Consider the following 23,431-nt stretch of genomic DNA (forward strand, 5'->3'; position numbering starts at 1 on the left):
AAGACTGAATAGTTTTGGATAAAAGCAAAATTAGGGATACAATATTATTTAATTATCCGCATTGCGTACCTTTTTTTATACAATAATTAAAAAATAACATAAGTCTGATAAAATTGGTTTTTTGTTTTTTAAACTGGATTTTGTTTTGGATTGAAAATGAAATAATTAAACTAAAAATGCTTTTGAAAAAAGTACTGGTGTACCTTTCAAAAGCATTTTCTTTTAAGCAAAAATTAATTTTTTACTTAATTACTGTTATAAATTCTTCTTGAGCAGTTCTTACTTTTTTCAAGTTTACCAACCAGTCATTTGCATCATCTCTATAACCAAGAGGTAAAACTAAAACACTTTTTAAACCAAGTTCGTTTAAACCTAAAAGTTTGTCTACTTCAGACGGAATAAAACCTTCCATTGGAGTTGCGTCTACTTGCTGTTCAGCCGCGGCAGCGATTGCAATACCAAACGAAATATAAGCTTGTTTTGCCGCATGGTTAGCATGCCATTCCTGACCTAGAGGCTCATACATTCCCCAAAGTCTTTGCTTGTATTCATCCATTGCATCAGCAGGAATTCCTCTTTCAGCAATGGTTTTGTCAAATACGGCAGAAATTTTCTCTAAACTGTAACCATCCCAAGCAGCCCAAACCAAAACGTGAGAAGCGTCTGTAACTTGGCTTTGATCAAAACTTACCGCTCTTAGTTTTTCTTTAAGCTCTTGGTTTGTAATGACAAAGATTTTATAAGGTTGTAAACCAGAAGAAGAAGGTGCCAGTTTTGCAGCTTCCAGAATATAATCTACTTTTTCTTGTGGAACAGCTTGTCCGTTCATTTTTTTTGTAGCATAACGCCACTTTAGTGCATCTATTAAGGCCATTTTTTTTAATTGATTAAAATTGTATTCAAATGTAAAAACTTTAAGTGTATTTTTGTCATAAGATTACCAAAAGTAACTGTAACATAGAGGTAACCTACTAATATAATATGATAAAAGAACCCATACACGATAAAAAATCGTGCAATCAGCATATTATGGCAGTCCATGACGCCATGTATATTTTAAACGGAAGATGGAAAATTTCTATTATAGCATCACTATGCTTCAATACATTGAGATTTACCGACTTATTGCGAGAAGTGGAAGGCATTTCTGGGAAAATGCTGAGCAGGGAATTGAAAAACCTTGAAGAAAATCAGCTGGTAACGAGAACTGTTCTCAATACACAGCCTGTTACGGTTGAGTATGAGTTAACAGAATACGGACATACCTTAAAAGAGGTTATTGATTCTCTTGCAAAATGGGGGCATAACCATAGAAAGAAAATTACAGGCAAAGATTAGTCTTTGCTTTTTATTTCAATGGCTTTTTGAAAAAATCCCTGACGAGTTAAATTCTGTTCTGCTTCTTCAATTGCTCGTAAAAGATTGTTTTGAGTGTTGGTAATTTCGTTTAATGCTTTTGTCATAATGCTCCAAACGGGCTGCATTTTAGAAACCAGTTCTTTTCCTTTTGCTGTTAAAATGATCAATCTCTTGCGTTCGTCTTGTTTGTCTTTTTTAGAGCTAATGATTTTCTCTTTTTCCAATTCTTTTAATAAACTGATCGTCGAAGGGTGGCTGTAGCCAATTTCGCTAGCAATTTCAACTACACTCAGCATTTCTTTTACATGTAGCGTGTAAATTACAGGAAACCATTTTGGTTCAAAATCAATATTAAAATAACTGTAAATCTGTGCGCCGTCTTTGCGCAATTGCTCGCTCAGACGCTGCAAACGTGTTGATATGGCCAAAATGCCTATTTCGTCAATTATATTCATTGTTATGGATTTAATATTAAATGGCAAAAAACATTGTCAGGTTTCATTAACGGAAAATCAGCAGGAAGCGCTTCTTTTGGTATTGTTGCAAAGCTGTTCTTTTCATAAAAGCGCAAAGCAGCTTGCAATAAAGAAACCGTTCCTAAATATAAGTTTTTAATTCCGTTTTCTTTGCTATATTCAATTAATTGCTCCAATAATTGCTGGGCAATTTGAAATTCCTTTCCTCTGAATTCTTTCTTGACAAACATTTTTCTGATGGCTGCAGCTTCTGGATTAAATTTTACCAAAGCAATTGTGCCAACCAAATTTCCGTCAATAAAAGCGCCTAAAAATGTACCGCCCGATTTGAAATAAAAGTTTTGGATATCTAATAAATCTGGCTGATCTGCTAAAGTTATCGGTACATCGAATTCTTTTTGCTGAATGTTTAATATGAGATCTACGATTTCATTTTCGTACTCATTCTGTATAGGTTTAATCTGCATGGCATTTTAAAATTAAAATATGAGTACAAAACTACGTAGTTAACTACATATATCCAAGCAAAAAACTGCTGAACCTAGCAGTTTTAAGTGTTTTTTATGATTTATTACAATTTTTTTTATTCTTTTTTATTCTTTAACTAAAACAATAACAGCCTTATAACCCGTACCAACATTCCATTCGCTTGATGAAATAACTTGGCCTTTATCGTCATAAACCTTAAATTCGGCTGTATTTGGAGAAGCAAAACCTTCGTTTAAGGCTTCAATATCAATTTTATTGATTCCTTTTTCCAAATTTATTTTGACACTTTTAAAATCGCCGTTCAAAAAGACTTCAGGTTCAATAACTTTATCGTTCAAATATACTTTTACTTTATCTCCGTCTACAAAAGCTGCATCTCGGTACATTATAGTAGAAGTAACGGCAGTAGTGTTGAAATTGCCTAAAAACTGATTTCTTCTATAAAATATTCCCTCAACATTGGCTTCCGGCTTATAAAGATTAGTGTTTTTAAATAATTCGTCTGGATTAACCTGCAATGGAGCTGGCTTCTCGATAGGCGCTGGTGGGTTTTCTTTGGGAGCAGCTTCTGCTGGAGGAATAACTTCTTTTACAGGAGATTTTTTTGCTGGAATTGATTTGAATTTATTATCCAATTCCTGAGCAAAACTGTGCATTGAAAAAGAAGCAAAGGCAATTATCAAAAATATTTTTTTCATGTTTTTATACTATTTAATCTTGTGTGGTATTGATTTAAAAAAATTAGATGCATCATAATCTTTTATATATAAACATTTTATAAAACCAATTATTGTCTTATAAATGGTTATTTTTCTAAAAATTAACTTTTCCGTTTTAGGCTTTCTAATAAAAAATGGACTTATTGCAAAGTGGTTTTTGAATCCTTTTTGTTGTTTTTAAAATACTGAATATCAATATTGTATATTTGTCTAACCAAAACAAATATGCTATGATCAAGTTAAGTTTAGCCTTTCTTTTTTTGACAATTGGTGTTTTTGCTCAAGAAAACAAAGCAGATTCTGCTATAAAGAAGCAGATTGAAGAGTATAATGCTTCTTTTGCCACCGCTTTTATAAATGGAAAACAAGAAGATTTGGTAAAATCTTATACCGATCAAACCCTATTTATGCCAGAACACAGCAGGCAGCGAGTGGGTAAAGAAACTATTCGAGATTTCTACAAACAATGGCTGGCACAGGCAAAAGTCAGTGCTTACCAAAGAACTATTTTAGAGTTGCAGGACCTCGGCAATTACGTTTTAGAGATTGGAACTTTCGCTGAAAACTTAAATGTAAACGGCCAGAATCCGTTTTCGTATTCTGGAAAATATTCAGTTTTATGGAAAAAGTCTTCCAATAGGAGCCTGCCTCCAACAATTGCCGCAGAAATTTGGGGTTCGGCAAGCTATTTTGATGATAAAAATATTCCGAATATAGACGATATCGCAGTGCCGCCGACGAAAGAATATATTCCGACTGACAAGTTAACTTTAGAAGTAAAAGAAAGAAATAATAGAATTAAAGAATTAGTTCAGAATAGGCAAGGAGCAGAGCATGCCAAAATGTTTATGCCAGATGCCATGTATTTGACTTATTATACTCCGATTCTTTCTGGCGAAAAAGAGATTACAGCCTATTTTACAGAACACGAAAAGCCTGGTAAATTGCGTATTGAACAGATTTCTATTCAAACTTCAAATATCATTTATGCCCAAAAAGCCATTGTAGAATTTGGCTTTTATAACGTTGATTGGCGTGACGACGAAAAAAACGGAAATGTAAAAGGAAAAAGTATAAATGTTTGGAAAAAAAACAGTAATGGAGAATTATTGCTTTTTCGCCAGATGGTAAATCATGATTAAAAAATTAAAAATTCTAATTTGAAGTTAGAGAAACTATACGTTGTGCTAGTCTATTTTTTAGGTTTTAAAAAACATTTGAAAGGGAATTTTCCGAATGCTTCAGAGGAATATCGGTAGAAGTTTTTTAAAAAGATCCTTATATTTACGATACAAAATTTCTAAAATCATGAAAGCATTAGTAATTGGAGCTACGGGCGCTACAGGAAAAGAGCTAGTTAACCTGCTATTGGAAAATAATGATTACGAAGCAGTTTCCGTTTTTGTAAGACGTCCAATAGAAAAATCACATCCAAAACTCACTGAACATATTGTTGATTTTTCAAATGTAGCTTCATTTCAGAACGTAATTTATGGAGACGTTCTTTTTTCTTGTTTGGGAACCACCCTGAAAGATGCAGGTTCAAAAGAAAAACAATGGAAAATCGATTATGATATTCCGGCCGAATTTGCAGCTGTTGCAAAACAAAATAAGGTAAAATCTTTGGTATTAGTTTCTTCGTACGGAGCCTCAGCCAAAAGCAGTGTATATTATTCTATGATGAAAGGAAAACTAGAAGAATACCTCCAAGAGCTTCATTTTTCTCAATATATTATTTTTAGACCTGGACCTCTAATTCGTGAGAATACAGATCGTTTGGGCGAAAAGATTTCAGTTAAAATAATAAAATTCTTTAATGCGATAGGGCTTTTTAAAAATCTGAAACCAATTGCAACCTCATTTTTAGCCGAAAAACTAGTAAAAGCACCCAAAGCGCTTCCTGAAGGAATGACAATATTGGAATTAAACAGTATTCTTAAATTGTAACATAAATTTGATAATAGAAAATTGAAAAAAGAATAAATAAGTAATCCAAACCGTAATACTTAAGTCTTTGTGGATATAATTTTATAATAAACTCTATGCTGGACAAGGGTTTTAGACTATTTTGCTTTATCTTTATACTTTTTACTGCGCCAAAGAAATGAATAATAATTACCCCATTCCAGAAAACGAACTACAGCGTTTAGCAGCTCTAAAACGCTATAATATACTTGATACGCTTCCAGATGATGCTTTTGACGATGCAACAAAACTTGTAGCCTATATTTGCGGCGTGCCAATTGCGCATATTTCTTTTATTGATGAAAACAGGCAATGGTTTAAATCGGAGATTGGAATAGGCGTTTCTGAAGTGCCGCGTGAAATCAGTTTTTGCCAGTATACCATCTTAGACTCTAAAATGACAGAAATAAACGATACTTTACTTAATGATCGTTTTAAAGATGATCCTAATGTTACTGGAAGTTTTAATATACGATTTTATGCAGGGGTACCGCTTACAACGCCAGACGGGTATAATATTGGAACATTATGTGCTATTGATCATGAGGCCAAAGTATTGAATGAAAATCAGCGTAATGCACTTTCTATTGTGGCCAAACATGTTATTACTTCATTGGAATTAAGCACAAAAAACAATCAATTGTATACGCAACGAAAAATCGCAGAACGAGCGGTTTTGGCAAGAGATAGTTTTTTGGCCAATATGAGTCATGAAATTAGGACGCCTCTTAATGCAATTATTGGTTTTACAGATCTGCTGGCACAAACAAAACTTGATGATACACAGCGTGATTATATAGGAAATGTCCAAATTGCTGGCGAAAATTTACTTTTGATAGTAAATGATATTCTGGATCTTTCGAAAATGGAATCTGGAAATTTACCAATCGAAGCCGAGCCATTTAATTTGAAGAAAACCCTCAGACACGTTTATAGTTTGCTGAAAGTAAAAGTGCAGAAGGAAGTTGAGTTTAATCTTTTTCTTGATGCTGAATTGCCAGACATGGTGATTGGAGATCAAGGAAGGCTCAATCAGATATTGGTAAATCTCATTGGAAATGCGCTGAAGTTTACAAATGAAGGAGAAGTGACCGTTTCGGTAAAGAAAATTGAGGAGACCGAAGACAGCTATTCGTTTAAATTTTCTATTAAAGATACTGGGATTGGAATCGCAAAAGATAAGCTCGAAACTATTTTTGAAAGGTTTACGCAAGGTGAGGAAAGCACAACGCGAACATTTGGAGGCACTGGACTCGGATTGAATATAGTAAAACAGCTAGTCGAACTTCAGAAAGGAGAAGTTCATGTAAAAAGTACCTTAAACCGTGGTTCGGAATTTTTCTTTACCCTGTCATATAAAAAATCAAACGCTAGGGAAGCAGAAGTCAAAACTGTTTCTAATAATGATTTGGGAAATCTTAAAATATTGCTCTGTGAAGACAATGTTTTAAACCAAAAGCTTGCAAAAAGCGTAATTAATAATTTTGGTTTTGATTTGGATATTGCACAAAACGGTGAAGAAGGCATCGAACTTTTGTCTCAAAATGAATATAATCTGGTTTTAATGGATTTACAAATGCCCGTTAAAGATGGCTACCAAACCACAGAATATATTAGAAATGAAATGAATTCCGCCATTCCGATTATTGCCATGACAGCACATTCTCTGGTAGGAGAGCAGGAGCGATGCTACAAAGTAGGAATGAATGCTTATGTGCCAAAACCGTTTAAGCAGTCCGTTCTTTTAAAAGCAATAAAAACGGTAATGTCACCAGACGCTGATGCGCATCATAAGAGAATTATTGATATGTCTTTTCTAGATGAAATGTCTGGAAACGATCCAGAATTTAAAAAAGATATGATTAATCTTTTTATTGAAAAAATTCCGAATCAAGTGGCACAGTTAGAAGAAGCATTTAAGGAAACTGATTACGACAACGTAAGGAAACTGGCGCATAATATGAAATCAAGCATGGATATTTTTATGCTGCAGGATTTGAGCAATTGCCTGTCAATTATTGAGGAAGAAGCCTCATATGGTAAATTTACGGCAGACGTTTTAGATAAAATGAATATTTTCAGTTGTGGAATTGAGGAAGTCGTTAAAATTTTAAAAGAGTTATGATATAACGGAAATATACTGTAGTTTTATAGTAATAATGAATATGATTTAGTTTGTCCCAAAGAGAAAAAATTAAAAAATGAGAATTATTGTAGCCGAAGATAATGATATCCTACGCAAATCGTTGTCTTTTTTCTTAGAGTCTAAAGGATTTAATGTTGACCAGTTTTCTGATGGTAAAGAGGCGCTAGAGGCGATCGAAAAAGAAAACTATGATTTGATATTGACCGACATAAATATGCCAGGAATAAGCGGAATGGAAATTACCCAGCATGTTAGAGAGAACCTTAAATCTGATATTCCTGTCATTATATTAACTTCTTCGGGTGTTGAGCAGACAGAGCTTGATTCTTTTGACATTGGAGCAAACGAATTTATTGCTAAGCCTGTAAGTCCGGCTGTGCTTTTAGTGAGGATTAATAAACTGCTAAAGACTCGAATATGATGAAGTTGGTATATTATTCTATTTTCCTGCTTTTTATTTCTACAATTGCAATTGGCCAAGAAATCAATGTTGATGTGATTCTGGCAAATGCAAGGCGTGAAGCCGAAAAAGAAAATTATGATAAAGCATTGTCGCTGATAGAACCCCTTCGCGCAAAATATCCTGAAAACGAGGATGTGCAGACTTTTGCGGGACGAATTTACAGCTGGAAAAAGGATTATAAAACGGCAGTAAAAGTTTTGTCTCCCATGGCAGACAGAAACAATCCCAATCCTGAGGCACTGCAAGCGCTTATAAACGTTTATTTCTGGACAGAAGATTATGAAAAATGCATTTTGTATTGTGATAAATATCTTGCCATCGATCCCAAATCCGTTGAGGTTTTGAAAATTAAGGCCACATGTCTTGAGAAATTAAACCGCGATCAGGAAGCATTAGATGTAATAGACAAAGCCTCTTATATTGATAATAGCACTCAAGCTTTCAGAGGAATCCGTACGCTTATTGGGCGCAAAGCCAAAAATGCAGTTTCGTTTTCTTATCTAAATATTTCGACATCAAATCCTGGACAGTCTCCGTTTCATTATGGATACGCAGAGTACTCGCATAAATTCAGTAAATCAGCGATTGTAGGAAGGGCAAATATTGGAAACATCAGCAACGAAACTCAAATGCTTTTTGAAACCGATTTTTATCAGACCTTTTCAAACAAAAGTTATTTGTATGCAAATGCTGGAGTATCAACAGGAAAAACCATATTTCCTGTAGCAAAAGGTGGTTTGGAATATTATTTTGCTCCACAGAAAAAGTTTGATTTTTCGCTTGGAGCAAGATTTATGCATTTTGATACAGACGATATTACCTTGCTGACAGGACAAGTGGCATACAATGCAGGAGTTTATAATTTTGCTTATAGACCTTATTATGATATTTCAAACGAACTTTTTTCTCATGTTTTAAGCGTTCAGCGCGTAAATGAAGAAAAAGAACGCCTTATCAGATTGGAATTGCAATACGGAAATGTTCCATATCTGTATCTCTACAATAGTTTTACACAGCCATTAAAAGCTTATCGTGTCGGACTTCAATATCAGCATCGTTTTGGGGATTCGTTTTTTGTGCGCCCGATTTTCCTTTATGAATATGAGGAATATATTCCTAGCGAATACAGAAATAAGTTTAATGTACAGTTAATTGTAACAAAACGTTTTTAAGATGACAGAATTCTGGGAACTATATAAAAACGGCCAGTGGGAAGTGCCTTTTCTTACTTTCTCCATTTATCTGTTCTTAGCGGGTTCACTTATTCTGTATCTTATTATAGTAGCCAGCAGAAATGGTAAAATCAAAAAAGAACGTCTTAGCAAAGAATACAGTGTTGTGATAGATAAAGTATTATCGGCTGTCATTTTTGAGAATATTTCTTTTGCTGAAGTAAAAAAAGACAAAAATTTTCTTGTGCTTTTTGACACGCCTTTTTTTAGAGAAGTTTTAATGGAATCCCTTATCAATCTGCATAAAAACTACGAAGGAATTTATGCTCAGAAATTGGAAGAGTTTTATAAAGATTCGGGATTAATAAAATCTTCCTTCCGAAAGCTTAAAAGCTTGAAATGGGAAGTAAAATGCAAAGGAATTACTGAATTGGCAGAATTTAATATTAAAGAAGCATTCGATCAGATTATTGCTTACTCTAAAGCGAGAAAAAAAACACTAAAGATTGTGGCATTAAATGCCGCTATAAAACTTGAAGGTACTGAGAGTATAAAATATTTGGTAGACCATTTAGATCCCATAGACGATTGGATGCAGCTGAATATTATTGGCGCTTTCAAAAAACATGATGTTGGTGATAGGGAAGGGATTGAACATTTGTTAGAATCGCAAAACACCACTGTAATTGCGCTTGGATTAAAACTTATAAAAGAACTTAAACTAACACAGAAACTTCCTTATGTAGTTCAGTTAGCAGACAATACTTCAAACACGGTAATTAAATACAAAGCACAGAGTCTTTTACAGACCTTAACAGCATAATCTTATAAGAAAATGACTTTTTTTAATACTGAAATAACGCGGTTTTTGGATGTATACATACTCCTGATTCTTGGTTACGCCATACTAATTATGTCTTCTTATTTAATGCTGGCTTATATTTCTACAAAAGAGCTTAGAAAATATCTCAAACGAAACAGTTTTGTTGATTATGATGTGCTCTTAACCAGCGAGTTTGCACCAAAACTTTCGCTTATTGCGCCCGCTTACAATGAAGGTCTAACCATCGAAGAAAATGTAAAATCTCTACTTTCTCTGAATTATAATAATTATCAGGTCATCGTGGTAAACGATGGAAGCAAAGACAATTCGATGGAAATCTTAACCAAAACCTACGATTTGGTTTTAACCGATTTAGACTTCCATCCACAAATTGAAACCAAAAAGATTAGAGGAATTTATACTTCTAGAAATGCAGCTTTCAAAAAACTGATTGTTGTTGATAAAGAGAATGGAGGAAAAGCAGATGCATTAAATGTCGGACTTAATATTGCTCAAAATCCCTATGTGGTTTGTATTGATGTCGATTGCATTTTAGATAAAGATTCGCTTTTAAAACTCGCAAAGCCATTTTTAGAGTCGTACGGAAAACGTATTATTGCTACTGGTGGGGTGGTGCGAATCGCTAATCAGTGTGTGATAAAAAATGGACGCTTGGTCGAAGTAAATGTACCAGATGTAATGCTTTCGAGAATTCAGGTTTTAGAGTATCTAAGAGCTTTCCTTTTAGGAAGAATGGCTTGGGGAAAACTAGACGGATTATTGCTGATTAGCGGTGCTTTTGGCGCTTTTGACAAAGAAATAGCCATACTTTCTGGTGGTTACAGCACCAAAACAGTCGGAGAAGATATGGAACTTATAGTAAGAATGCGCCGTTATATGCTGGATAATAAACTGCCTTATTCTGTAAGTTACATTCCAGATCCTCTTTGTTGGACAGAAGCACCTGAGGATTTCAAAATATTCAAAAAACAGCGCTCTCGCTGGATGAGAGGTACAATAGAAACATTAAGCATTCATCGCAGAATGTTTCTTAATCCAAAATATAAATTACTAGGAATGTTAAGCGTGCCGTATTGGACTTTGTTCGAATTTCTAGCGCCTGGGATAGAATTTATTGGTTTAATAATCACTGCTGTATTTATAATATTCGGTCTGTTGAATTGGCATTTTTTCTTCTTACTATTGTTTTTTGTGTATTCGTTTGCAGTTTTGTTTTCTGTGATCGCTTTATACAGTGAAGAAAAAACCTATCATAAATACCCCAAACAAGCCGATTTTTTCAAGCTTTTAATGGCTGCATTTGTCGAACCGTTTTACTTTCATCCGCTTACTGTTTATGCGGCTTTGGTCGGGTATAAAGAAAAAATTATGGGAACAAAAGGCTGGGGTGAAATGACAAGAAAAGGATTTACCAAGAAAGAATAAAAAGCTAAACTTATACGGTTTAGTTTTTTTGGAGAAACAAAAGAAACAAACCGTAATTTAGTAATATGAAAATCGAACTGCAGCAATATTCTTTTCTTCAAAAGGAAATCAACGAGCCTTATTACAACATTCTAATGTTTGACGGAGAAGCTGTTTTCTCTGTCGATTTAACTGATTATGAATGCAAAGGAAAGAGTCTTTTGTTTTTAACGCCGTATCAATTATTGCAATGGAAAAGTTCGACAGCGTCTTTCGTAAATATTCTAAGTTTTCACGGAGATTTTTACTGCATTGAATATCATAAAAAAGAAGTGGCATGCAACGGAATTTTATTTAATGATATTTACAGCGAACCTTTTGTAACTGTTTCCGATTTTATTTACGAAGAAATTAGGAGTATTATGGAAAGAATGAAAAGGGTGGAAGACTCTGATTTGGATTATGATAATTCGATTATAAAATCCTATTTGCAAGTTATTCTAGCTTTAAGCAGCAAGGAAAAACAACTTAAAATGTCACCACAAATTCAGGAATCTATAGGAAATGCTGATATTTTGAAGTTTCAGCATTTGTTAGACACGCATTTTCTAGAAGCAAAAGAAGTTGCTTTTTATGCGTCAAAATACAATTTGAGTGTGAATACTTTTAGTAAAAGAATTAAAAAGCATTTCGGAAAATCACCTTCTCAGCTTATTCAAGATCGAATTGTTTTGGAAGCCAAGAAATTGCTGCATTTGACAACCAAAACGATAAAAGAAATAGCAGACGATCTTAATTTTGAAGACGAATTCTATTTCAGCCGCTATTTCAAGAAAAGTGTTGGAATTTCGCCTACAGTATTTAGAAAAGAAGTCGGTATTTCTATCGTGGCAAAATAATCCATGAAAACTCCTTTACGTCCATTTTTATCCCGTTAGCTGTAAAGTAATTTTGATATGTATTTAAAACATAATCAAAATGGAAAAATTTATAAGATTTATTGCTGGTGGACAAAACAACTTTATTCACTTTTTAAGAATTGCCATATTTGTTGTAATGGCTTGGATTGGCGGATTAAAAGCCTTTAAATATGAAGCAGACGGAATAGTTCCGCTTGTCGCGAATAGTCCGTTTATGAGTTTCTTTTATAAAGATGCCGATAAACAAATTGTAAATGATGAAGGAAAAACGGTAAAAGCCTACACACTTTACAAAAACCTCGAAGGCAAAACTGTTGAGAGAAACATCAAATGGCACGAAGAAAACGGCACATACATTTTCTCTTACGGATTAGGAACTGTTATTGTAACAATAGGTTTATTGGTTCTTTTAGGCATCTGGTTTCCTAAAATTGGTCTTTTGGGAGGACTTCTGACATTCGGAATGGCATTTGTAACCTTATCATTTTTAATTACAACACCAGAAGTTTACGTTCCGAATTTGGGAGGTGATTTTCCAACGCCACAGTTTGGTTTTCCGTATCTTTCAGTTGGAGGCCGTTTGGTTCTCAAAGACATTATCATGATGAGTGGTGGACTGATTGTAGCTTCAGATAGTGCCAAGAAAATTTTAAAAAGATTTTACGCTTAATCAAAATAAAAAAGCTGCGCAAGGGCTCAGACTTGCACAGCTTTTTACAAAAACTCAAAACTAACTTATTCGTATTTTAAATATTTCAGCACATCCACTTTTGTTACTTGGTAGGCTTTGGCTAAAACAATTGTCAGTGTTAGAAATAACAGCGAAACAAAAGCTGCTAGAAAAGGCAGTATCGGAATCTCAATTCGAGAAGCAAAGTTTTCAAGCCATTTCTGCATTAATAAATAGGCAGGAACAATTCCGATAAGGAAACCAATTATGCAGAAAACGACATACTGTTTGGATAATTCTTTTAGCAAAGTATTGGTTTCAGCGCCAAGCGTTTTTCTGATGGCAATTTCGCGCAGTCTTCTTTCCATAGAAAAAGAAGCCAAAGCAAACAATCCGAAAACAGCAATTAATATGACCACCACATTCAGCAGAGCAAACAGATTTCTCTGATCTTGATATTTTTTATAGGTTCTGGCGAAGTTTTTATCTACGAAATCATACTCAAACGGATATTCCTGATCTACTTTAGATTTCCAGAATTTATCTATAGCTGCAATCGTTTCGGGCATTTGGTCTGGAGATATTTTGACCGTAATATTTCGCATATCATTAGTCATCCAGTCAAACGCCTTAATATGAAAAAAGATCATTGGAGCAACATTATATTCTAATCCGATGTAATGGAAATTTTTGACAATACCTACCACTTTAAATTTCTGACCTCCAAATGTGATATCTTGATTTACAGGGTCTTTTACCATTAGGGTTTTGGCCGCGGTTTCATTCAATAAAGCGCTCGAGATGCTGTCTGTTGCCAATTCAGGATTCAGATCTCTTCCTTTTAATATTTTGATTCCTAAGAGGTTCAGCTGTCCGAAATCCATAGGCAATTGCTGCGTAATCACTTCTTTATTTGCTTTATAGTGCAGCCCTTGCCAAGAATTCTCATTGCTTCCAATAGAAAACATTCCAGCAGAAACACCTTCAACGCCTTTAATTTTTAGAAGTTCTTGTTTAATTGCTTTATACCTTTCATATTGATTTTTTCCTTTTTGCGGTTTAAATGAAATATCCATAACCTGAGATCCATTAAAACCTAAATCCTTCGCCATCATAAAGTTTACTTGTTTGTAAACAATAAAAGACCCGATAATAAAAAGAGTAGCAATAGAAAACTGTAAAACAAGCATTCCGTTACGAATCCAGACACCGTTTTTGCTTCTCGAAAAATTGCCTTTTAGAACTTTCAGAGTTTCAAAATTTGAAATGTAAACTGCTGGAAAAACGCCGGAAACCAATATTACAGCAAAGAAAACTACAATCAGCTGAAAGTAAAATTGAGCTCCGATTAGGACTAGATTTTTTTCTAAAAAAGAATTGTAGAAGGGCAGTGAAAGCTCAACAATTACCATGGCCAGCAGAACAAAAAATAACGTCATTAGTGTGGTTTCAAATACAAACTGAGCAATAATTTGAGACTTTGAAGCGCCAATTATTTTGCGAACTCCAACTTCTTTGGCACGTTTTATCGCATTTGCAGTTGCCATATTGATGTAGTTTACAATCGAAAGAATTAAAATTAAGATTGATAAACCCATTACAATCTTCAAGAACTGTAAATTGCCATTTTTTTCAGGAAACGCATAATTACCTTGAAAAAGTCTTGCCCTTGAAAGCGGAAGAAGCCTTGATTTTATGGGATCTCCATATTGTTTTATAAATTGTTCAAGAGATAAACCTTCAGCTTTTGCTTGTTTTTTGTAGTTGTCTTCAAGAAATATTTTATCCAAATTTTGAATTACAGCTGTCGTATCACTTTGTTTTTTCAGCTTAAGCATTAATCCGTAATTGAAACCCCAGTTTTCTTTATTTTTTTCTAATTCTTCTTCAACTACGGGAGTCACTACAGCTGGCATTACCGACGATTTTTCAGGTAATTTGTAAACACCGCGAACAACAAAAATTCGATCGGCATATTTTACCTGTTTGCCTATTGGATTTTCATTCTTAAAAATGCGCGTGGCAGTTTCTTTAGAAAGCACCATGCTGTTGCGATCGCTAAAGGCTGTTTTGGCATTGCCCTGAATAAACTCAAAAGGGAAAAAAGAAAAGAAGCTCCTTTCGGCCGAAAAGATTTTGTCGACCAATTCTATTTTTCCGTTGTACTGAATCGTTTCTTTTGTATAATACGGTCTATAATAGCAATATTGCTCTAAATAAGAAGTAGTTTCTTTTAGCATTCGGCCAGGAATTGGAGAGTTTGTTGTCCAGATATTTCCCCCGCCAAAATCATTCATTACGTTATAAATTTTATCCTTTTCAGGATTCCACTTATCGTAAGCGTGTTCGTCATTCCAGTATAGAATGGCAAAGATTAAACCTGCAATTCCGATACTTAAGCCTAATATGTTTAGAACTGTAAAGAATTTGTTGTTCCTAATATGGTAAATAAATATGTTTGTCCAGTTTTTAAGCATGACCCTAGTAATTTGAATTTACCAATACATCAACATTTCTATGATTTACTTTTTCTGAAAGAATTGCACCATCTTTCATGAAAATGGTTTTTTGCGAAAAAGAAGCGTCATAATCGGAGTGTGTCACCATCAAAATTGTCGATCCGCTAGCATGAAGGTCGGTTAGTAATTCCATAACCTCGTTTCCGTTTCTACTATCTAGATTTCCTGTTGGCTCATCGGCCAAAATAATTTTCGGATTATTGATTAAAGCTCTTGCTACGGCTACACGCTGCTGCTGTCCGCCTGAAAGCTGTTGCGGAAAATGCTTCAATCGGTGTGCGATTCCCAAAATTTTTGCCATTTCGTTTACTCGCGATTTTCTTTCGGCAGAAGGCACATTGCTATAAATTAAAGGCAATTCGATGTTGTCAAAAACTGATAATTCGTCAATTAAGTTGAAATTCTGGAAGATGAATCCGATGTTTTCTTTTCTGGCTTGCGATTTTTGTTTTTCCTTCAAGCCGACCATTTCTTGATCAAGAAGTTGGTAACTTCCGCTTGAAGCGCTGTCCAAAAGTCCAACAATATTCAATAAAGTCGATTTTCCACTTCCCGAAGGTCCCATAATCGAAACAAAATCGCCTTGATTAATGGTTAACGAAATTTCACTCAATGCTTTGGTTTCTAATTCCTCAGTTCTAAATACTTTCGAAAGTTTTGTAATGGTAATCATAATTTGACTGTTTTAATTTTTGATTGATTTTCTTTTAAAATTTTTATGCCCTTCGGAAATAACAGAAACAAGTCTGAAAATTAAGATAAAATTTTTTTAATTTATCGCTATTTATTTTGTTATTTGTACTTCCTAAAGAGGTTAATTCTTAATGATTTACAAGTTCTAATGTGATTTTCGTGCCAGTAAATTAAACCTTGTAAAAGCCTTGTTTTTAAGGGATTATTTTTTGATAAAAATCTAAACTGTCCATAAATGGACACCTTTCGTCCAAAACTGAACAATAATGAAAAAGACCAACGCATCTATTTTAATCATCGACGATCAGGAAGACATTCTTTTTGCATCAAAAGTTTATCTGAAAAAGTATTTTGAAAACATTTATACGCTCAATAATCCGAAAAACATTGTCGAATTATTGGCGAAAAATGCCATTGATGTAGTGTTATTAGACATGAATTACAGATTAGGTTTTGAAGATGGGAGAGAAGGGCTGTATCTCTTGAAGGAAATCAAAACGCTTTCGCCAAAAACAGTTGTCATTCTTATGACGGCTTTTGGAAAAGTAGAAACAGCTGTCGAAGGTTTAAAATCGGGTGCTTTTGATTATATTCTAAAACCTTGGGAAAATAAAAAGCTTTTAGAATCGGTAAAACAAGCCGTAGATAAATCTCGAAAAGAACAGAAGAAAAATAAAGAGGTTGAGCTAAAAGAAGACTTTTTTGTCGGCAGTTCTGAAATTATAAAAAAGGCCTATTCACTGGCAGATAAAGTCGCCAAAACCGATGCTAATGTTCTGATTTTAGGTGAAAATGGAACCGGAAAATTTGTTCTCGCGCATCATATTCATACACAATCCGAAAGGAAAAACCAGCCGTTTATTGCAGTCGATTTAGGTTCTTTAAATTCGAATATTTTCGAAAGCGAGTTGTTTGGTTATGCCAAAGGCGCTTTTACCGATGCTAAAACGGATACAGCAGGACGCTTTGAAATGGCGCAAAACGGAACTATTTTTTTGGATGAAATTGGGAATGTGCCCCTTCATTTGCAATCAAAACTACTTCAAGTTATTCAAACCAAAACCGTAACAAGATTGGGAGAAACGAAAGGAAGGCCTTTGAATGTTAGAATTATCACAGCAACCAATTTGAATCTAAAACAAGAAGTTGCTTATAAAAATTTTCGCGAAGATTTGTATTATCGCATCAATACAATGGAAATTGTTCTGCCTCCGCTGAGAGAACGTCACGAAGATAAGATTCCGCTTGCCGAATATCTTTTGGATAAAATGATTGAAAAATATGGTCGTGACGAAATCACTTTTGACAAAAAAGTCTTGGAACAGATTGAAAAACATGCGTGGAACGGAAATATCCGCGAAATGGAAAATAAAATTGAACGTGCCGTAATTCTTTGCGAAAATAACACCATAACGGTTTCCGATCTAGATTTAGAAACGATTACGCCTTATGAAGAAAACTCAGATGATATTCAGCTTTCTTCGGTTGAAAAAGCTGCGGTTGAAAAAGCACTTCTTAAGAATAACAACAATATCAGTAAAACAGCCGAAGAACTGGGTTTGTCAAGAGGCGCGCTGTACCGACGTTTGGAGAAATTTAATATCAATATCGACTAGTTATGTTAAGGACTTTACAAACTTACAAACTCCTTTTTCTACGATTAATTTTTATCGTGATCGGAATCGAATTGTCGCTGTATTTCTTTAGAATTGGTTTGCTTTTTACGGGGATTTTTGGTCTCTGTATGGTTTTTCTGCTTGGAAGAGAAATGTATTTTTATGTTAGAAATATGGTTTTGATTTATAATAAAACCATTTCTTCGATATTGCAGGATGATTTTAGTTCTGATTTTTCTAAACATAAATTCAATAGTACATATAACGAGCTTTTTACTTTGTATGAAACATTAAAAAACAAGCAAAATGAGCAAGTTACGAGAGATATTATTTACCGTTCGATTTTAAACAATATAGAATCGGGCGTTATTATTTTGCAAAAGCAAGAAAACGACTGGAGTATTTTTTTAATGAATGATTACTTTTCGAGCCATTTTAATGTGCCTAAAGTTTCAAAATGGAAATACCTCAAGAATCAGCTGCCATCTTTGTGTGAAATTATCGAAAAAGATGATTTTCATGAAATCAAAACTTCGATTGAGCTTAGTATAAACAAACAAAGTAAACAGACGTTTGTTTTACAGGCTTCACGAACCGAAATTTTCGAACAGGATTATTTTATTGTTTTGCTCGACTCGATTCAGAGTGTGGTTGAAAAAAAAGAAAAGGATGCTTGGATCAATTTGATGAAAGTGATTTCGCATGAATTGTTAAATTCCATAACGCCTATTCGTTCTATTTGCCAGAATTTGGAAGATTTAGTAGAGCAAGATTCGCTTTCGGCAGAAGATTTAGAAGATGTCAAACACAGTGTGCAGACAATGTTGAGACGAAGCGATCATTTGCAGAAATTTGTTGAAGGGTATCGAAAACTGGCTATGCTTCCTTCTCCTAAGAAAGAAAAAACAGCATTGCAGCAGGTGGTTGAAAACTGTATTCAGATTATGAATCCGTTGTTGAGAAAAAACAACATCGAAGTTACCAATTCTGTTACTCAAAACTATTTGATAAATATCGACTCGCAACAGATTGAACAAGTGTTTATTAATTTATTGACGAATTCTATTAATGCTTTAGAAAACAGCAATCTGAAACAAATCTCTATTTCGGCAGAAGCCAAGAATAATCGCATTTTTATAAAAGTTTCAGATAGCGGAAAAGGAATTGAAAAAGAAATTGAAGAAAAAATATTTCTCCCGTTTTTTACCACTCGACCCGAAGGCGCTGGTATTGGCCTGACTTTATCCAAAAATATTATTGAAGCGCATGGAGGTTATATTTCGCATAAAAACGAAAATGAAAAAACGGTTTTTGAGATTAGTTTGATTGAGGATTAATGCTTTGTCAAAGTTTTTGTTTAAACACATAGAAACATAGATTTTTTTCTTTATCTAAAAGGTAGTTGAAAGAAACTAGTTTCTAACACATAGATATAAAAGATGTCATTTCTGCTTGAGAACTTTGTAAAAGTTTACGAAAAGTAGAGCTCAAAGTAAATATTAAACTTAGCCCAAAGTTTAGCTTTGGGATTACAAGACAGCTATGTGATTTTTAGAAAAGTGAAGCGCCTTTATAAACTCCAATCAGCTATGGTTCTATGTGTTAAAACCAAGAAAAGCATTAGTTTTTTCTAATCAGCAGTTTTAGTTTTTCACTTTTAAAATTGACTTCAGAAATAATAGTTCCAGCAAAAATTAAAGTTCCGCCCAAAAGCAAACGCCAAGTTAGGTTTTCGCCCAAAATAAAGAAAGCACCAATTGCACCAAAAACAGGTTCAAACAAATAAATAACCGCTACACGTTCTGCCGATAAGTAACGTTGTGAAACGTTTGAAACCGTGTACATAAAAGCTGTAGAAAATAAAGCACAATAAATTACGCCCATCCAAAAGGTATTATTTTGAGGGAACCATTCTGATGAACTATCTGCCAACGCTATTAAAAAAGTAAAAAGCGCACAAAACGCAAACATTGGCACAATGGAATATAAGAGGTTTTTGGTAGCCGAATGTTTTTCGACAGCAATTAAATAAACCGCAAAAGCAAACGCACCAGCAATGGTAAATAAATCCCCGAAGTTTATGGTGAATTTATCCTGAATGGCAATAATAAATAAACCGGTTAAAGCCGTTAAAGCAGCAATCCAGATTTTTAGAGAAGCATTGGTTTTATAAATTGCCAGTTTTAATAGTGGAATAATAATAACGGTTAATCCCGCAATAAAAGAGCATTGTGAAGCATCTGTATATTTAAGTCCAACAGTTTGTAGCTGAATGCCTAAAAACATTGGAACAGCAAGCAAAAAACCTGTTTTAATAGCTTCTCGATTGATGTCTTTAACATATTTCCAAAAAATAATGCTTAATACCGCGACAGCCAAAAGGAAACGGTAAAATAAAAATACATTTAGTGAATATTCGCCAATTGCCATTTTGGTAATAGAATATGAGATTCCCCAAAATGCAGTGCCAAGAATTAATAAAAACAATAAAAGCTGTCTTCTTTCCATTTTAAATCAATACTTTTTTCATCATTAAATCGGTTTGTTCGTCGTCACCTAATCTGAAAATATGCGTATCAAATTGTACGAAACCATTTTTAGTATAGAAACTCACAGCTCTGAAATTCTTTTCCCAAACGCCAAGCCACACATAGGTTGCCTTAATTTCTTCGGCTATTTTTTCTGCCTGAGCATATAATGCTTGCGCGACTTTTTTGCCGTGAAATTCTTTTGCAACATAAATACGTTCTATTTCTAAGGCGTTTAAATCTTCTTTTTCGGTTTGTGCATCTGCAGTATTCAGTTTCAGGTAGCCCACAACTTTTTCGCCTAAAACCGCTAAATAAAAATAAGAAGACGGATTCTTCAAATCAGCACTCAGTTTTTCTGTAGCGAAGCTTTCGTCCAGATATTTTTTCATGTTTTCTTCGCTGTTGACATCGGCAAAAGTTTCAGAAAAAGTTTGTCTGCCGATAGATTGAAGCTTTAAAACATCATCAATCGTTGCTTTAGTTATTTTTAGATCGTTCATTTTTTATTTCTTTAATGCGTAAAAGCTGTTTTTTATTCTTGATAAATGCGTAAATTGCATCAATGGATTTACAGCAGATTAAATATTTTTTGGCTTTGGCTCGCGAACTTCATTTCTGGAATACTGCCGGAAAAATGAATATTACACAATCAGCACTTAGCCGTCAGATTCAGTCTCTTGAGAATCAGCTGGGCGTTCAGTTGTTTGAACGTAACAAACGCAATGTTAAACTTACTGCCGCTGGCCAATTCTTAAAAGAAAAATGGGAGGTAGAATTGAGTAAATTGGAATTTATTCATCAATCTGCCCGCCAGATTCAGTTGGGAGAGAGCGGTACGATTACGATTTCTCATCCCGATTCTATTTCGGCTTCTGCTATGCCCGAAATCTTATCCCGTATCTCAGACGCTTTTCCGAAGCTTAAAATCAAACTAGTTCAGGTTTTATACGAGAATCAGCAGGATTTTCTTCGCAATTATAAAATTGATCTGGCTTTTACCAGAGATATTAATACCGATAAAGATATTCAGTCTCAAAAAATCCAAACCGATTATTTGGCAATTGTCGTTCCAGAAGATCATCCTTATCAGACACCTGCCGATTTAACCAAGGAAACGCTTGCTTCTCAAAAGTTTATTTTACCAACCAATGACGAAGGAAGCAGTTATAGTGATCTTATCCGAAGGTTGTTTAATTCTTTCGAAAATGCTCCCGAAGTTTATCTTTATTCCGAATTTGGTTCTGCAATTATCGCTTTGGTTCGAAAAGGACTCGGAATTGCCATTTTACCCGATTCGTATGTTTATCATGAAATTCCAGGAATCCGATTTATAAAGTTGCCTTTAGAGACCGATTTATATGTCAATTGGAGAACCGAAGATCATAACCCGGTTTTGGCCAATGTTTTGAAATTGATTATTCCGTAAACCCTTAAGCTCTCAGCATTCCAATATGCGGAATTCCGTCTTCATCATAAACTTCTCCTTGTTCTACAAATCCTAAAGATTGATAGAAATTGGACAAATGGTATTGCGCACTGATTCTAATTGGTCCTTTTCCAAATTTTTCCTCACAACCTTCAATCGAAGCTTCCATTAGTTTTACTCCTAAACCTAATCCGCGATGGGATTTGGCAATTACAACTCTTCCGATCGAAACTTCATCATACGATATTCCTTTTGGAAGTAAGCGCGTCACACCTGCCAATTCGTTATCGACATAATACAATAAATGAAAACCTTTTTGGTCTTTATTGTCTAAATCGAGATAAGGACAATTTTGTTCGACTACAAAAACATCGCTTCTTAACCGAAGCATATCGTACAATTCGTGATTGGTTAACTCGTCAAAAGATTTAATGGAATGGCTGAATGTCATTTTTTATTTTAGGCTTTAATTTTTGACAAAGATAAAAGCCTGAGTAATGATTAAAAATGCTATTTTTTTATCATGTGATGCTGGAATTGCATTAGTTCTTTTAAATTGCTTCGCCTATTCGCTATCGCTCGAGTCCAAATTCCAAGATGAAAACTTTGTCAAAGTTTTAAACTTTGACAAAGTTCAGGCAACAGTTTGTCATTCCGAGGAAGGAGGAATCACACTCGAGATTCGACAAAGATAGTAGACATTCTGTGCGGACTTTCTAGTGTGATTCCTCCTTCCTTGGAATGACAAGATTGGAGAATTCCTATGTGTTTAAAAAAAAAAAACTTTGTCAAAGTTTTAAACTTTGACAAAGTTGAGGATAATCTTAAAATATATATTTAGTGAGAAACCGCTTTTAAACCCACAATAGAACCAACCAAAGTGGCTAAGAAAAACAATCTCCAGAAAGCTGCAGGTTCTTTAAAAATAAAGATTCCTACTAGTACAGTTCCAACAGCGCCAATTCCTGTCCACACAGCGTAAGCAGTTCCTAGTGGAAGTGTTTCTGTAGCTTTAATTAGTAAAAGCATACTTACGGTTAATGATATAAAGAAACCAATATACCAATAGTACATTTCGGTTCCTGTTGTTGCTTTTGCTTTTCCGAGACATGAGGCGAAGGCTACTTCAAATAGTCCTGCGATGATTAAAATAATCCAGTTCATATAGTTAAAATTTTGTGGTGCAAAGTTCTTTTATGAAAATCAGAAAAAAATTAACAAATGATAAAAAATGAAATTATTTTAATTCTGCACGAATTCTGCTCAAACTGACTTGTGTAATTCCTAAATAAGAAGCGATATGTCCTAATTGCACTCTTTGCAGCAGTTCAGGATGATCTTTCATTAATTCCAAATAACGTTCAGACGCATTTTTGAACTGTTTAGAAATCAAACGTTCTTCTGTTTTGATTAATTCTTTTTCGGCAAATTTTCGTCCCCAATTGGCTATGTGAACGTCTTCATTAAAGAGTTTTCTTAGGTTTTCTGTTTTAAGTTCGTATAATTCGCAGTCTTCCAAAAGTTCGATAGTTTCATATCCGGGCTGATCTTCCACGTAACTTTTCATCGAAATGATGGTTTCACCTTCTTTTCCAAACCAAAACGTAACTTCATTATCTCTTTCAACATAAGCTCTGACCAATCCTTTCTTTATAAAATAAATATTAGATTCTATTTTGTTGGCTTTTAGCAAAATATGTCCTTTAACAAGAGCTATTTCTGTGACATTGTTTTGCAGAGCCAATTTAGACTGCTCAGGAAGTTCGTGTATGCGATCAAGAATGTTGGAAATATCCATTTTTTGTTTTTTGGAATAAAGATAATAGTTGTTAAGTGTAACCGAAAAATTTCGATAAAAAAACAATTGCTTTCCTGTTGAAGGGTATAAAAATTAACGCAAAGTTCGCAAAGACATTTTTATTTTGAGACTAATCCTAATCGATATTTTAAGTTCGCAAAGCTTTCTGCAGACATAGCTTTGAGAGCTTTTTCACTGTAATGATTCTAAAAAAACTTTAC

Annotated in this window: 24 protein-coding genes; 13 read left to right on the forward strand and 11 right to left on the reverse strand. The window is 34.2% G+C overall.

The features are described 5' to 3' along the window. Nucleotides 1–241: 241 nt before the first annotated feature. Complete coding sequence (locus tag FF52_RS04530) at nt 242–874, reverse strand: nitroreductase family protein (RefSeq protein WP_008463360.1); 633 nt, start codon at nt 872–874, stop codon at nt 242–244. A 107-nt stretch (nt 875–981) separates the two neighbouring features. On the opposite strand from FF52_RS04530, the gene FF52_RS04535 reads away from it, so the two are divergent. Beyond that, nucleotides 982–1,338: a winged helix-turn-helix transcriptional regulator gene (locus tag FF52_RS04535; RefSeq protein WP_035690806.1), complete on the forward strand. Its 357-nt coding sequence runs from the start codon at nt 982–984 to the stop codon at nt 1,336–1,338. On the opposite strand, the gene FF52_RS04540 is transcribed toward FF52_RS04535, so the two are convergent. The 3 genes from FF52_RS04540 to FF52_RS04550 form a co-directional block, all read right to left on the reverse strand. Continuing rightward, the gene (locus tag FF52_RS04540; RefSeq protein ID WP_008463362.1) at nt 1,335–1,814 is read right to left on the reverse strand and encodes a MarR family winged helix-turn-helix transcriptional regulator; all 480 of its coding nucleotides are present in this window, start codon (nt 1,812–1,814) and stop codon (nt 1,335–1,337) included. The two genes, FF52_RS04535 and FF52_RS04540, sit on opposite strands and share 4 nt — an antisense overlap. A gap of 2 nt (nt 1,815–1,816) precedes the next feature. Beyond that, on the reverse strand, nt 1,817–2,302 hold the full coding sequence (locus FF52_RS04545) for a GNAT family N-acetyltransferase (protein WP_008463363.1): 486 nt from the start codon (nt 2,300–2,302) through the stop codon (nt 1,817–1,819). A 126-nt stretch (nt 2,303–2,428) separates the two neighbouring features. After that, nucleotides 2,429–3,022 (reverse strand): hypothetical protein, encoded by a 594-nt coding sequence (locus tag FF52_RS04550; RefSeq protein WP_008463364.1) that lies wholly within the window; start codon nt 3,020–3,022, stop codon nt 2,429–2,431. A gap of 251 nt (nt 3,023–3,273) precedes the next feature. Between FF52_RS04550 and FF52_RS04555 the strand changes: the two genes are divergently transcribed. The 9 genes from FF52_RS04555 to FF52_RS04595 all read left to right on the forward strand — a co-directional run bounded on the left by FF52_RS04555 (nt 3,274) and on the right by FF52_RS04595 (nt 12,627). After that, on the forward strand, nt 3,274–4,185 hold the full coding sequence (locus FF52_RS04555) for a YybH family protein (protein WP_008463365.1): 912 nt from the start codon (nt 3,274–3,276) through the stop codon (nt 4,183–4,185). A 166-nt stretch (nt 4,186–4,351) separates the two neighbouring features. Then, entirely contained in the window at nt 4,352–4,990 is a 639-nt protein-coding gene (locus FF52_RS04560; RefSeq protein ID WP_008463366.1) for an NAD(P)H-binding protein, read from the forward strand. Between the two features lie 157 nt (nt 4,991–5,147). Next, on the forward strand, nt 5,148–7,133 hold the full coding sequence (locus tag FF52_RS04565; protein ID WP_008463367.1) for a GAF domain-containing hybrid sensor histidine kinase/response regulator: 1,986 nt from the start codon (nt 5,148–5,150) through the stop codon (nt 7,131–7,133). A gap of 76 nt (nt 7,134–7,209) precedes the next feature. Then, nucleotides 7,210–7,575 carry a response regulator transcription factor gene (locus tag FF52_RS04570; protein WP_008463369.1) on the forward strand — a complete coding sequence of 122 codons (366 nt, stop codon included), beginning with the start codon at nt 7,210–7,212 and terminating at the stop codon, nt 7,573–7,575. Then, complete coding sequence (locus FF52_RS04575) at nt 7,572–8,789, forward strand: YaiO family outer membrane beta-barrel protein (RefSeq protein ID WP_237718522.1); 1,218 nt, start codon at nt 7,572–7,574, stop codon at nt 8,787–8,789. Before FF52_RS04570 ends, FF52_RS04575 begins: the two co-directional genes overlap by 4 nt. A gap of 1 nt (nt 8,790) precedes the next feature. Beyond that, on the forward strand, nt 8,791–9,612 hold the full coding sequence (locus FF52_RS04580) for a hypothetical protein (RefSeq protein ID WP_008463372.1): 822 nt from the start codon (nt 8,791–8,793) through the stop codon (nt 9,610–9,612). A gap of 12 nt (nt 9,613–9,624) precedes the next feature. Continuing rightward, entirely contained in the window at nt 9,625–11,058 is a 1,434-nt protein-coding gene (locus tag FF52_RS04585; RefSeq protein ID WP_035690809.1) for a glycosyltransferase family 2 protein, read from the forward strand. 65 nt (nt 11,059–11,123) lie between these two features. Next, nucleotides 11,124–11,936 carry an AraC family transcriptional regulator gene (locus FF52_RS04590; protein ID WP_008463374.1) on the forward strand — a complete coding sequence of 271 codons (813 nt, stop codon included), beginning with the start codon at nt 11,124–11,126 and terminating at the stop codon, nt 11,934–11,936. Nucleotides 11,937–12,015: 79 nt separating this feature from the next. Further along, nucleotides 12,016–12,627 (forward strand): DUF417 family protein, encoded by a 612-nt coding sequence (locus tag FF52_RS04595; RefSeq protein ID WP_008463375.1) that lies wholly within the window; start codon nt 12,016–12,018, stop codon nt 12,625–12,627. 65 nt (nt 12,628–12,692) lie between these two features. Here the strand turns inward: FF52_RS04595 and FF52_RS04600 are convergent, their stop codons facing one another. Together FF52_RS04600 and FF52_RS04605 are read right to left on the reverse strand one after the other, a co-directional pair. After that, entirely contained in the window at nt 12,693–15,104 is a 2,412-nt protein-coding gene (locus FF52_RS04600; RefSeq protein ID WP_008463376.1) for an ABC transporter permease, read from the reverse strand. 4 nt (nt 15,105–15,108) lie between these two features. Continuing rightward, nucleotides 15,109–15,819: an ABC transporter ATP-binding protein gene (locus FF52_RS04605; protein ID WP_008463377.1), complete on the reverse strand. Its 711-nt coding sequence runs from the start codon at nt 15,817–15,819 to the stop codon at nt 15,109–15,111. A 286-nt stretch (nt 15,820–16,105) separates the two neighbouring features. Here FF52_RS04605 and FF52_RS04610 point away from each other — a divergent pair, with 286 nt between their 5' ends. After that, nucleotides 16,106–17,455 carry a sigma-54-dependent transcriptional regulator gene (locus FF52_RS04610; RefSeq protein WP_008463378.1) on the forward strand — a complete coding sequence of 450 codons (1,350 nt, stop codon included), beginning with the start codon at nt 16,106–16,108 and terminating at the stop codon, nt 17,453–17,455. 2 nt (nt 17,456–17,457) lie between these two features. Next, nucleotides 17,458–18,792 (forward strand): sensor histidine kinase, encoded by a 1,335-nt coding sequence (locus FF52_RS04615; RefSeq protein ID WP_008463380.1) that lies wholly within the window; start codon nt 17,458–17,460, stop codon nt 18,790–18,792. A 283-nt stretch (nt 18,793–19,075) separates the two neighbouring features. Here FF52_RS04615 and FF52_RS04620 read toward each other — a convergent pair whose 3' ends face one another. Then, nucleotides 19,076–19,963 (reverse strand): DMT family transporter, encoded by an 888-nt coding sequence (locus tag FF52_RS04620; RefSeq protein ID WP_008463382.1) that lies wholly within the window; start codon nt 19,961–19,963, stop codon nt 19,076–19,078. A gap of 1 nt (nt 19,964) precedes the next feature. Then, nucleotides 19,965–20,486 (reverse strand): GNAT family N-acetyltransferase, encoded by a 522-nt coding sequence (locus tag FF52_RS04625; RefSeq protein WP_008463384.1) that lies wholly within the window; start codon nt 20,484–20,486, stop codon nt 19,965–19,967. A gap of 62 nt (nt 20,487–20,548) precedes the next feature. Between FF52_RS04625 and FF52_RS04630 the strand changes: the two genes are divergently transcribed. Continuing rightward, nucleotides 20,549–21,412 (forward strand): LysR family transcriptional regulator, encoded by an 864-nt coding sequence (locus FF52_RS04630; RefSeq protein ID WP_008463386.1) that lies wholly within the window; start codon nt 20,549–20,551, stop codon nt 21,410–21,412. Between the two features lie 4 nt (nt 21,413–21,416). On the opposite strand, the gene FF52_RS04635 is transcribed toward FF52_RS04630, so the two are convergent. The 3 genes from FF52_RS04635 to FF52_RS04650 all read right to left on the reverse strand — a co-directional run bounded on the left by FF52_RS04635 (nt 21,417) and on the right by FF52_RS04650 (nt 23,210). After that, nucleotides 21,417–21,863 carry a GNAT family N-acetyltransferase gene (locus FF52_RS04635; RefSeq protein WP_008463388.1) on the reverse strand — a complete coding sequence of 149 codons (447 nt, stop codon included), beginning with the start codon at nt 21,861–21,863 and terminating at the stop codon, nt 21,417–21,419. Between the two features lie 386 nt (nt 21,864–22,249). Beyond that, nucleotides 22,250–22,576 (reverse strand): DMT family transporter, encoded by a 327-nt coding sequence (locus tag FF52_RS04645; protein ID WP_008463391.1) that lies wholly within the window; start codon nt 22,574–22,576, stop codon nt 22,250–22,252. Nucleotides 22,577–22,649: 73 nt separating this feature from the next. Next, a complete protein-coding gene (locus FF52_RS04650; RefSeq protein ID WP_008463393.1) occupies nt 22,650–23,210 on the reverse strand; it encodes a Crp/Fnr family transcriptional regulator in 561 nt (186 codons plus the stop codon). Nucleotides 23,211–23,431: the final 221 nt, after the last annotated feature.

Origin of the sequence: Flavobacterium sp. F52, from assembly GCF_000278705.1 — a bacterium.
GTDB lineage: Bacteria > Bacteroidota > Bacteroidia > Flavobacteriales > Flavobacteriaceae > Flavobacterium > Flavobacterium anhuiense.

Excerpts from the sequence above, each read along its gene's own strand:
- FF52_RS04530 (WP_008463360.1), bottom strand. The coding sequence starts at position 874 with ATGGCCTTAATAGATGCACTAAAGTGGCGTTATGCTACAAAAAAAATG.
- FF52_RS04535 (WP_035690806.1), top strand. The coding sequence starts at position 982 with ATGATAAAAGAACCCATACACGATAAAAAATCGTGCAATCAGCATATT.
- FF52_RS04540 (WP_008463362.1), bottom strand. The coding sequence starts at position 1,814 with ATGAATATAATTGACGAAATAGGCATTTTGGCCATATCAACACGTTTG.
- FF52_RS04545 (WP_008463363.1), bottom strand. The coding sequence starts at position 2,302 with ATGCAGATTAAACCTATACAGAATGAGTACGAAAATGAAATCGTAGAT.
- FF52_RS04550 (WP_008463364.1), bottom strand. The coding sequence starts at position 3,022 with ATGAAAAAAATATTTTTGATAATTGCCTTTGCTTCTTTTTCAATGCAC.
- FF52_RS04555 (WP_008463365.1), top strand. The coding sequence starts at position 3,274 with ATGATCAAGTTAAGTTTAGCCTTTCTTTTTTTGACAATTGGTGTTTTT.
- FF52_RS04560 (WP_008463366.1), top strand. The coding sequence starts at position 4,352 with ATGAAAGCATTAGTAATTGGAGCTACGGGCGCTACAGGAAAAGAGCTA.
- FF52_RS04565 (WP_008463367.1), top strand. The coding sequence starts at position 5,148 with ATGAATAATAATTACCCCATTCCAGAAAACGAACTACAGCGTTTAGCA.
- FF52_RS04570 (WP_008463369.1), top strand. The coding sequence starts at position 7,210 with ATGAGAATTATTGTAGCCGAAGATAATGATATCCTACGCAAATCGTTG.
- FF52_RS04575 (WP_237718522.1), top strand. The coding sequence starts at position 7,572 with ATGATGAAGTTGGTATATTATTCTATTTTCCTGCTTTTTATTTCTACA.
- FF52_RS04580 (WP_008463372.1), top strand. The coding sequence starts at position 8,791 with ATGACAGAATTCTGGGAACTATATAAAAACGGCCAGTGGGAAGTGCCT.
- FF52_RS04585 (WP_035690809.1), top strand. The coding sequence starts at position 9,625 with ATGACTTTTTTTAATACTGAAATAACGCGGTTTTTGGATGTATACATA.
- FF52_RS04590 (WP_008463374.1), top strand. The coding sequence starts at position 11,124 with ATGAAAATCGAACTGCAGCAATATTCTTTTCTTCAAAAGGAAATCAAC.
- FF52_RS04595 (WP_008463375.1), top strand. The coding sequence starts at position 12,016 with ATGGAAAAATTTATAAGATTTATTGCTGGTGGACAAAACAACTTTATT.
- FF52_RS04600 (WP_008463376.1), bottom strand. The coding sequence starts at position 15,104 with ATGCTTAAAAACTGGACAAACATATTTATTTACCATATTAGGAACAAC.
- FF52_RS04605 (WP_008463377.1), bottom strand. The coding sequence starts at position 15,819 with ATGATTACCATTACAAAACTTTCGAAAGTATTTAGAACTGAGGAATTA.
- FF52_RS04610 (WP_008463378.1), top strand. The coding sequence starts at position 16,106 with ATGAAAAAGACCAACGCATCTATTTTAATCATCGACGATCAGGAAGAC.
- FF52_RS04615 (WP_008463380.1), top strand. The coding sequence starts at position 17,458 with ATGTTAAGGACTTTACAAACTTACAAACTCCTTTTTCTACGATTAATT.
- FF52_RS04620 (WP_008463382.1), bottom strand. The coding sequence starts at position 19,963 with ATGGAAAGAAGACAGCTTTTATTGTTTTTATTAATTCTTGGCACTGCA.
- FF52_RS04625 (WP_008463384.1), bottom strand. The coding sequence starts at position 20,486 with ATGAACGATCTAAAAATAACTAAAGCAACGATTGATGATGTTTTAAAG.
- FF52_RS04630 (WP_008463386.1), top strand. The coding sequence starts at position 20,549 with ATGGATTTACAGCAGATTAAATATTTTTTGGCTTTGGCTCGCGAACTT.
- FF52_RS04635 (WP_008463388.1), bottom strand. The coding sequence starts at position 21,863 with ATGACATTCAGCCATTCCATTAAATCTTTTGACGAGTTAACCAATCAC.
- FF52_RS04645 (WP_008463391.1), bottom strand. The coding sequence starts at position 22,576 with ATGAACTGGATTATTTTAATCATCGCAGGACTATTTGAAGTAGCCTTC.
- FF52_RS04650 (WP_008463393.1), bottom strand. The coding sequence starts at position 23,210 with ATGGATATTTCCAACATTCTTGATCGCATACACGAACTTCCTGAGCAG.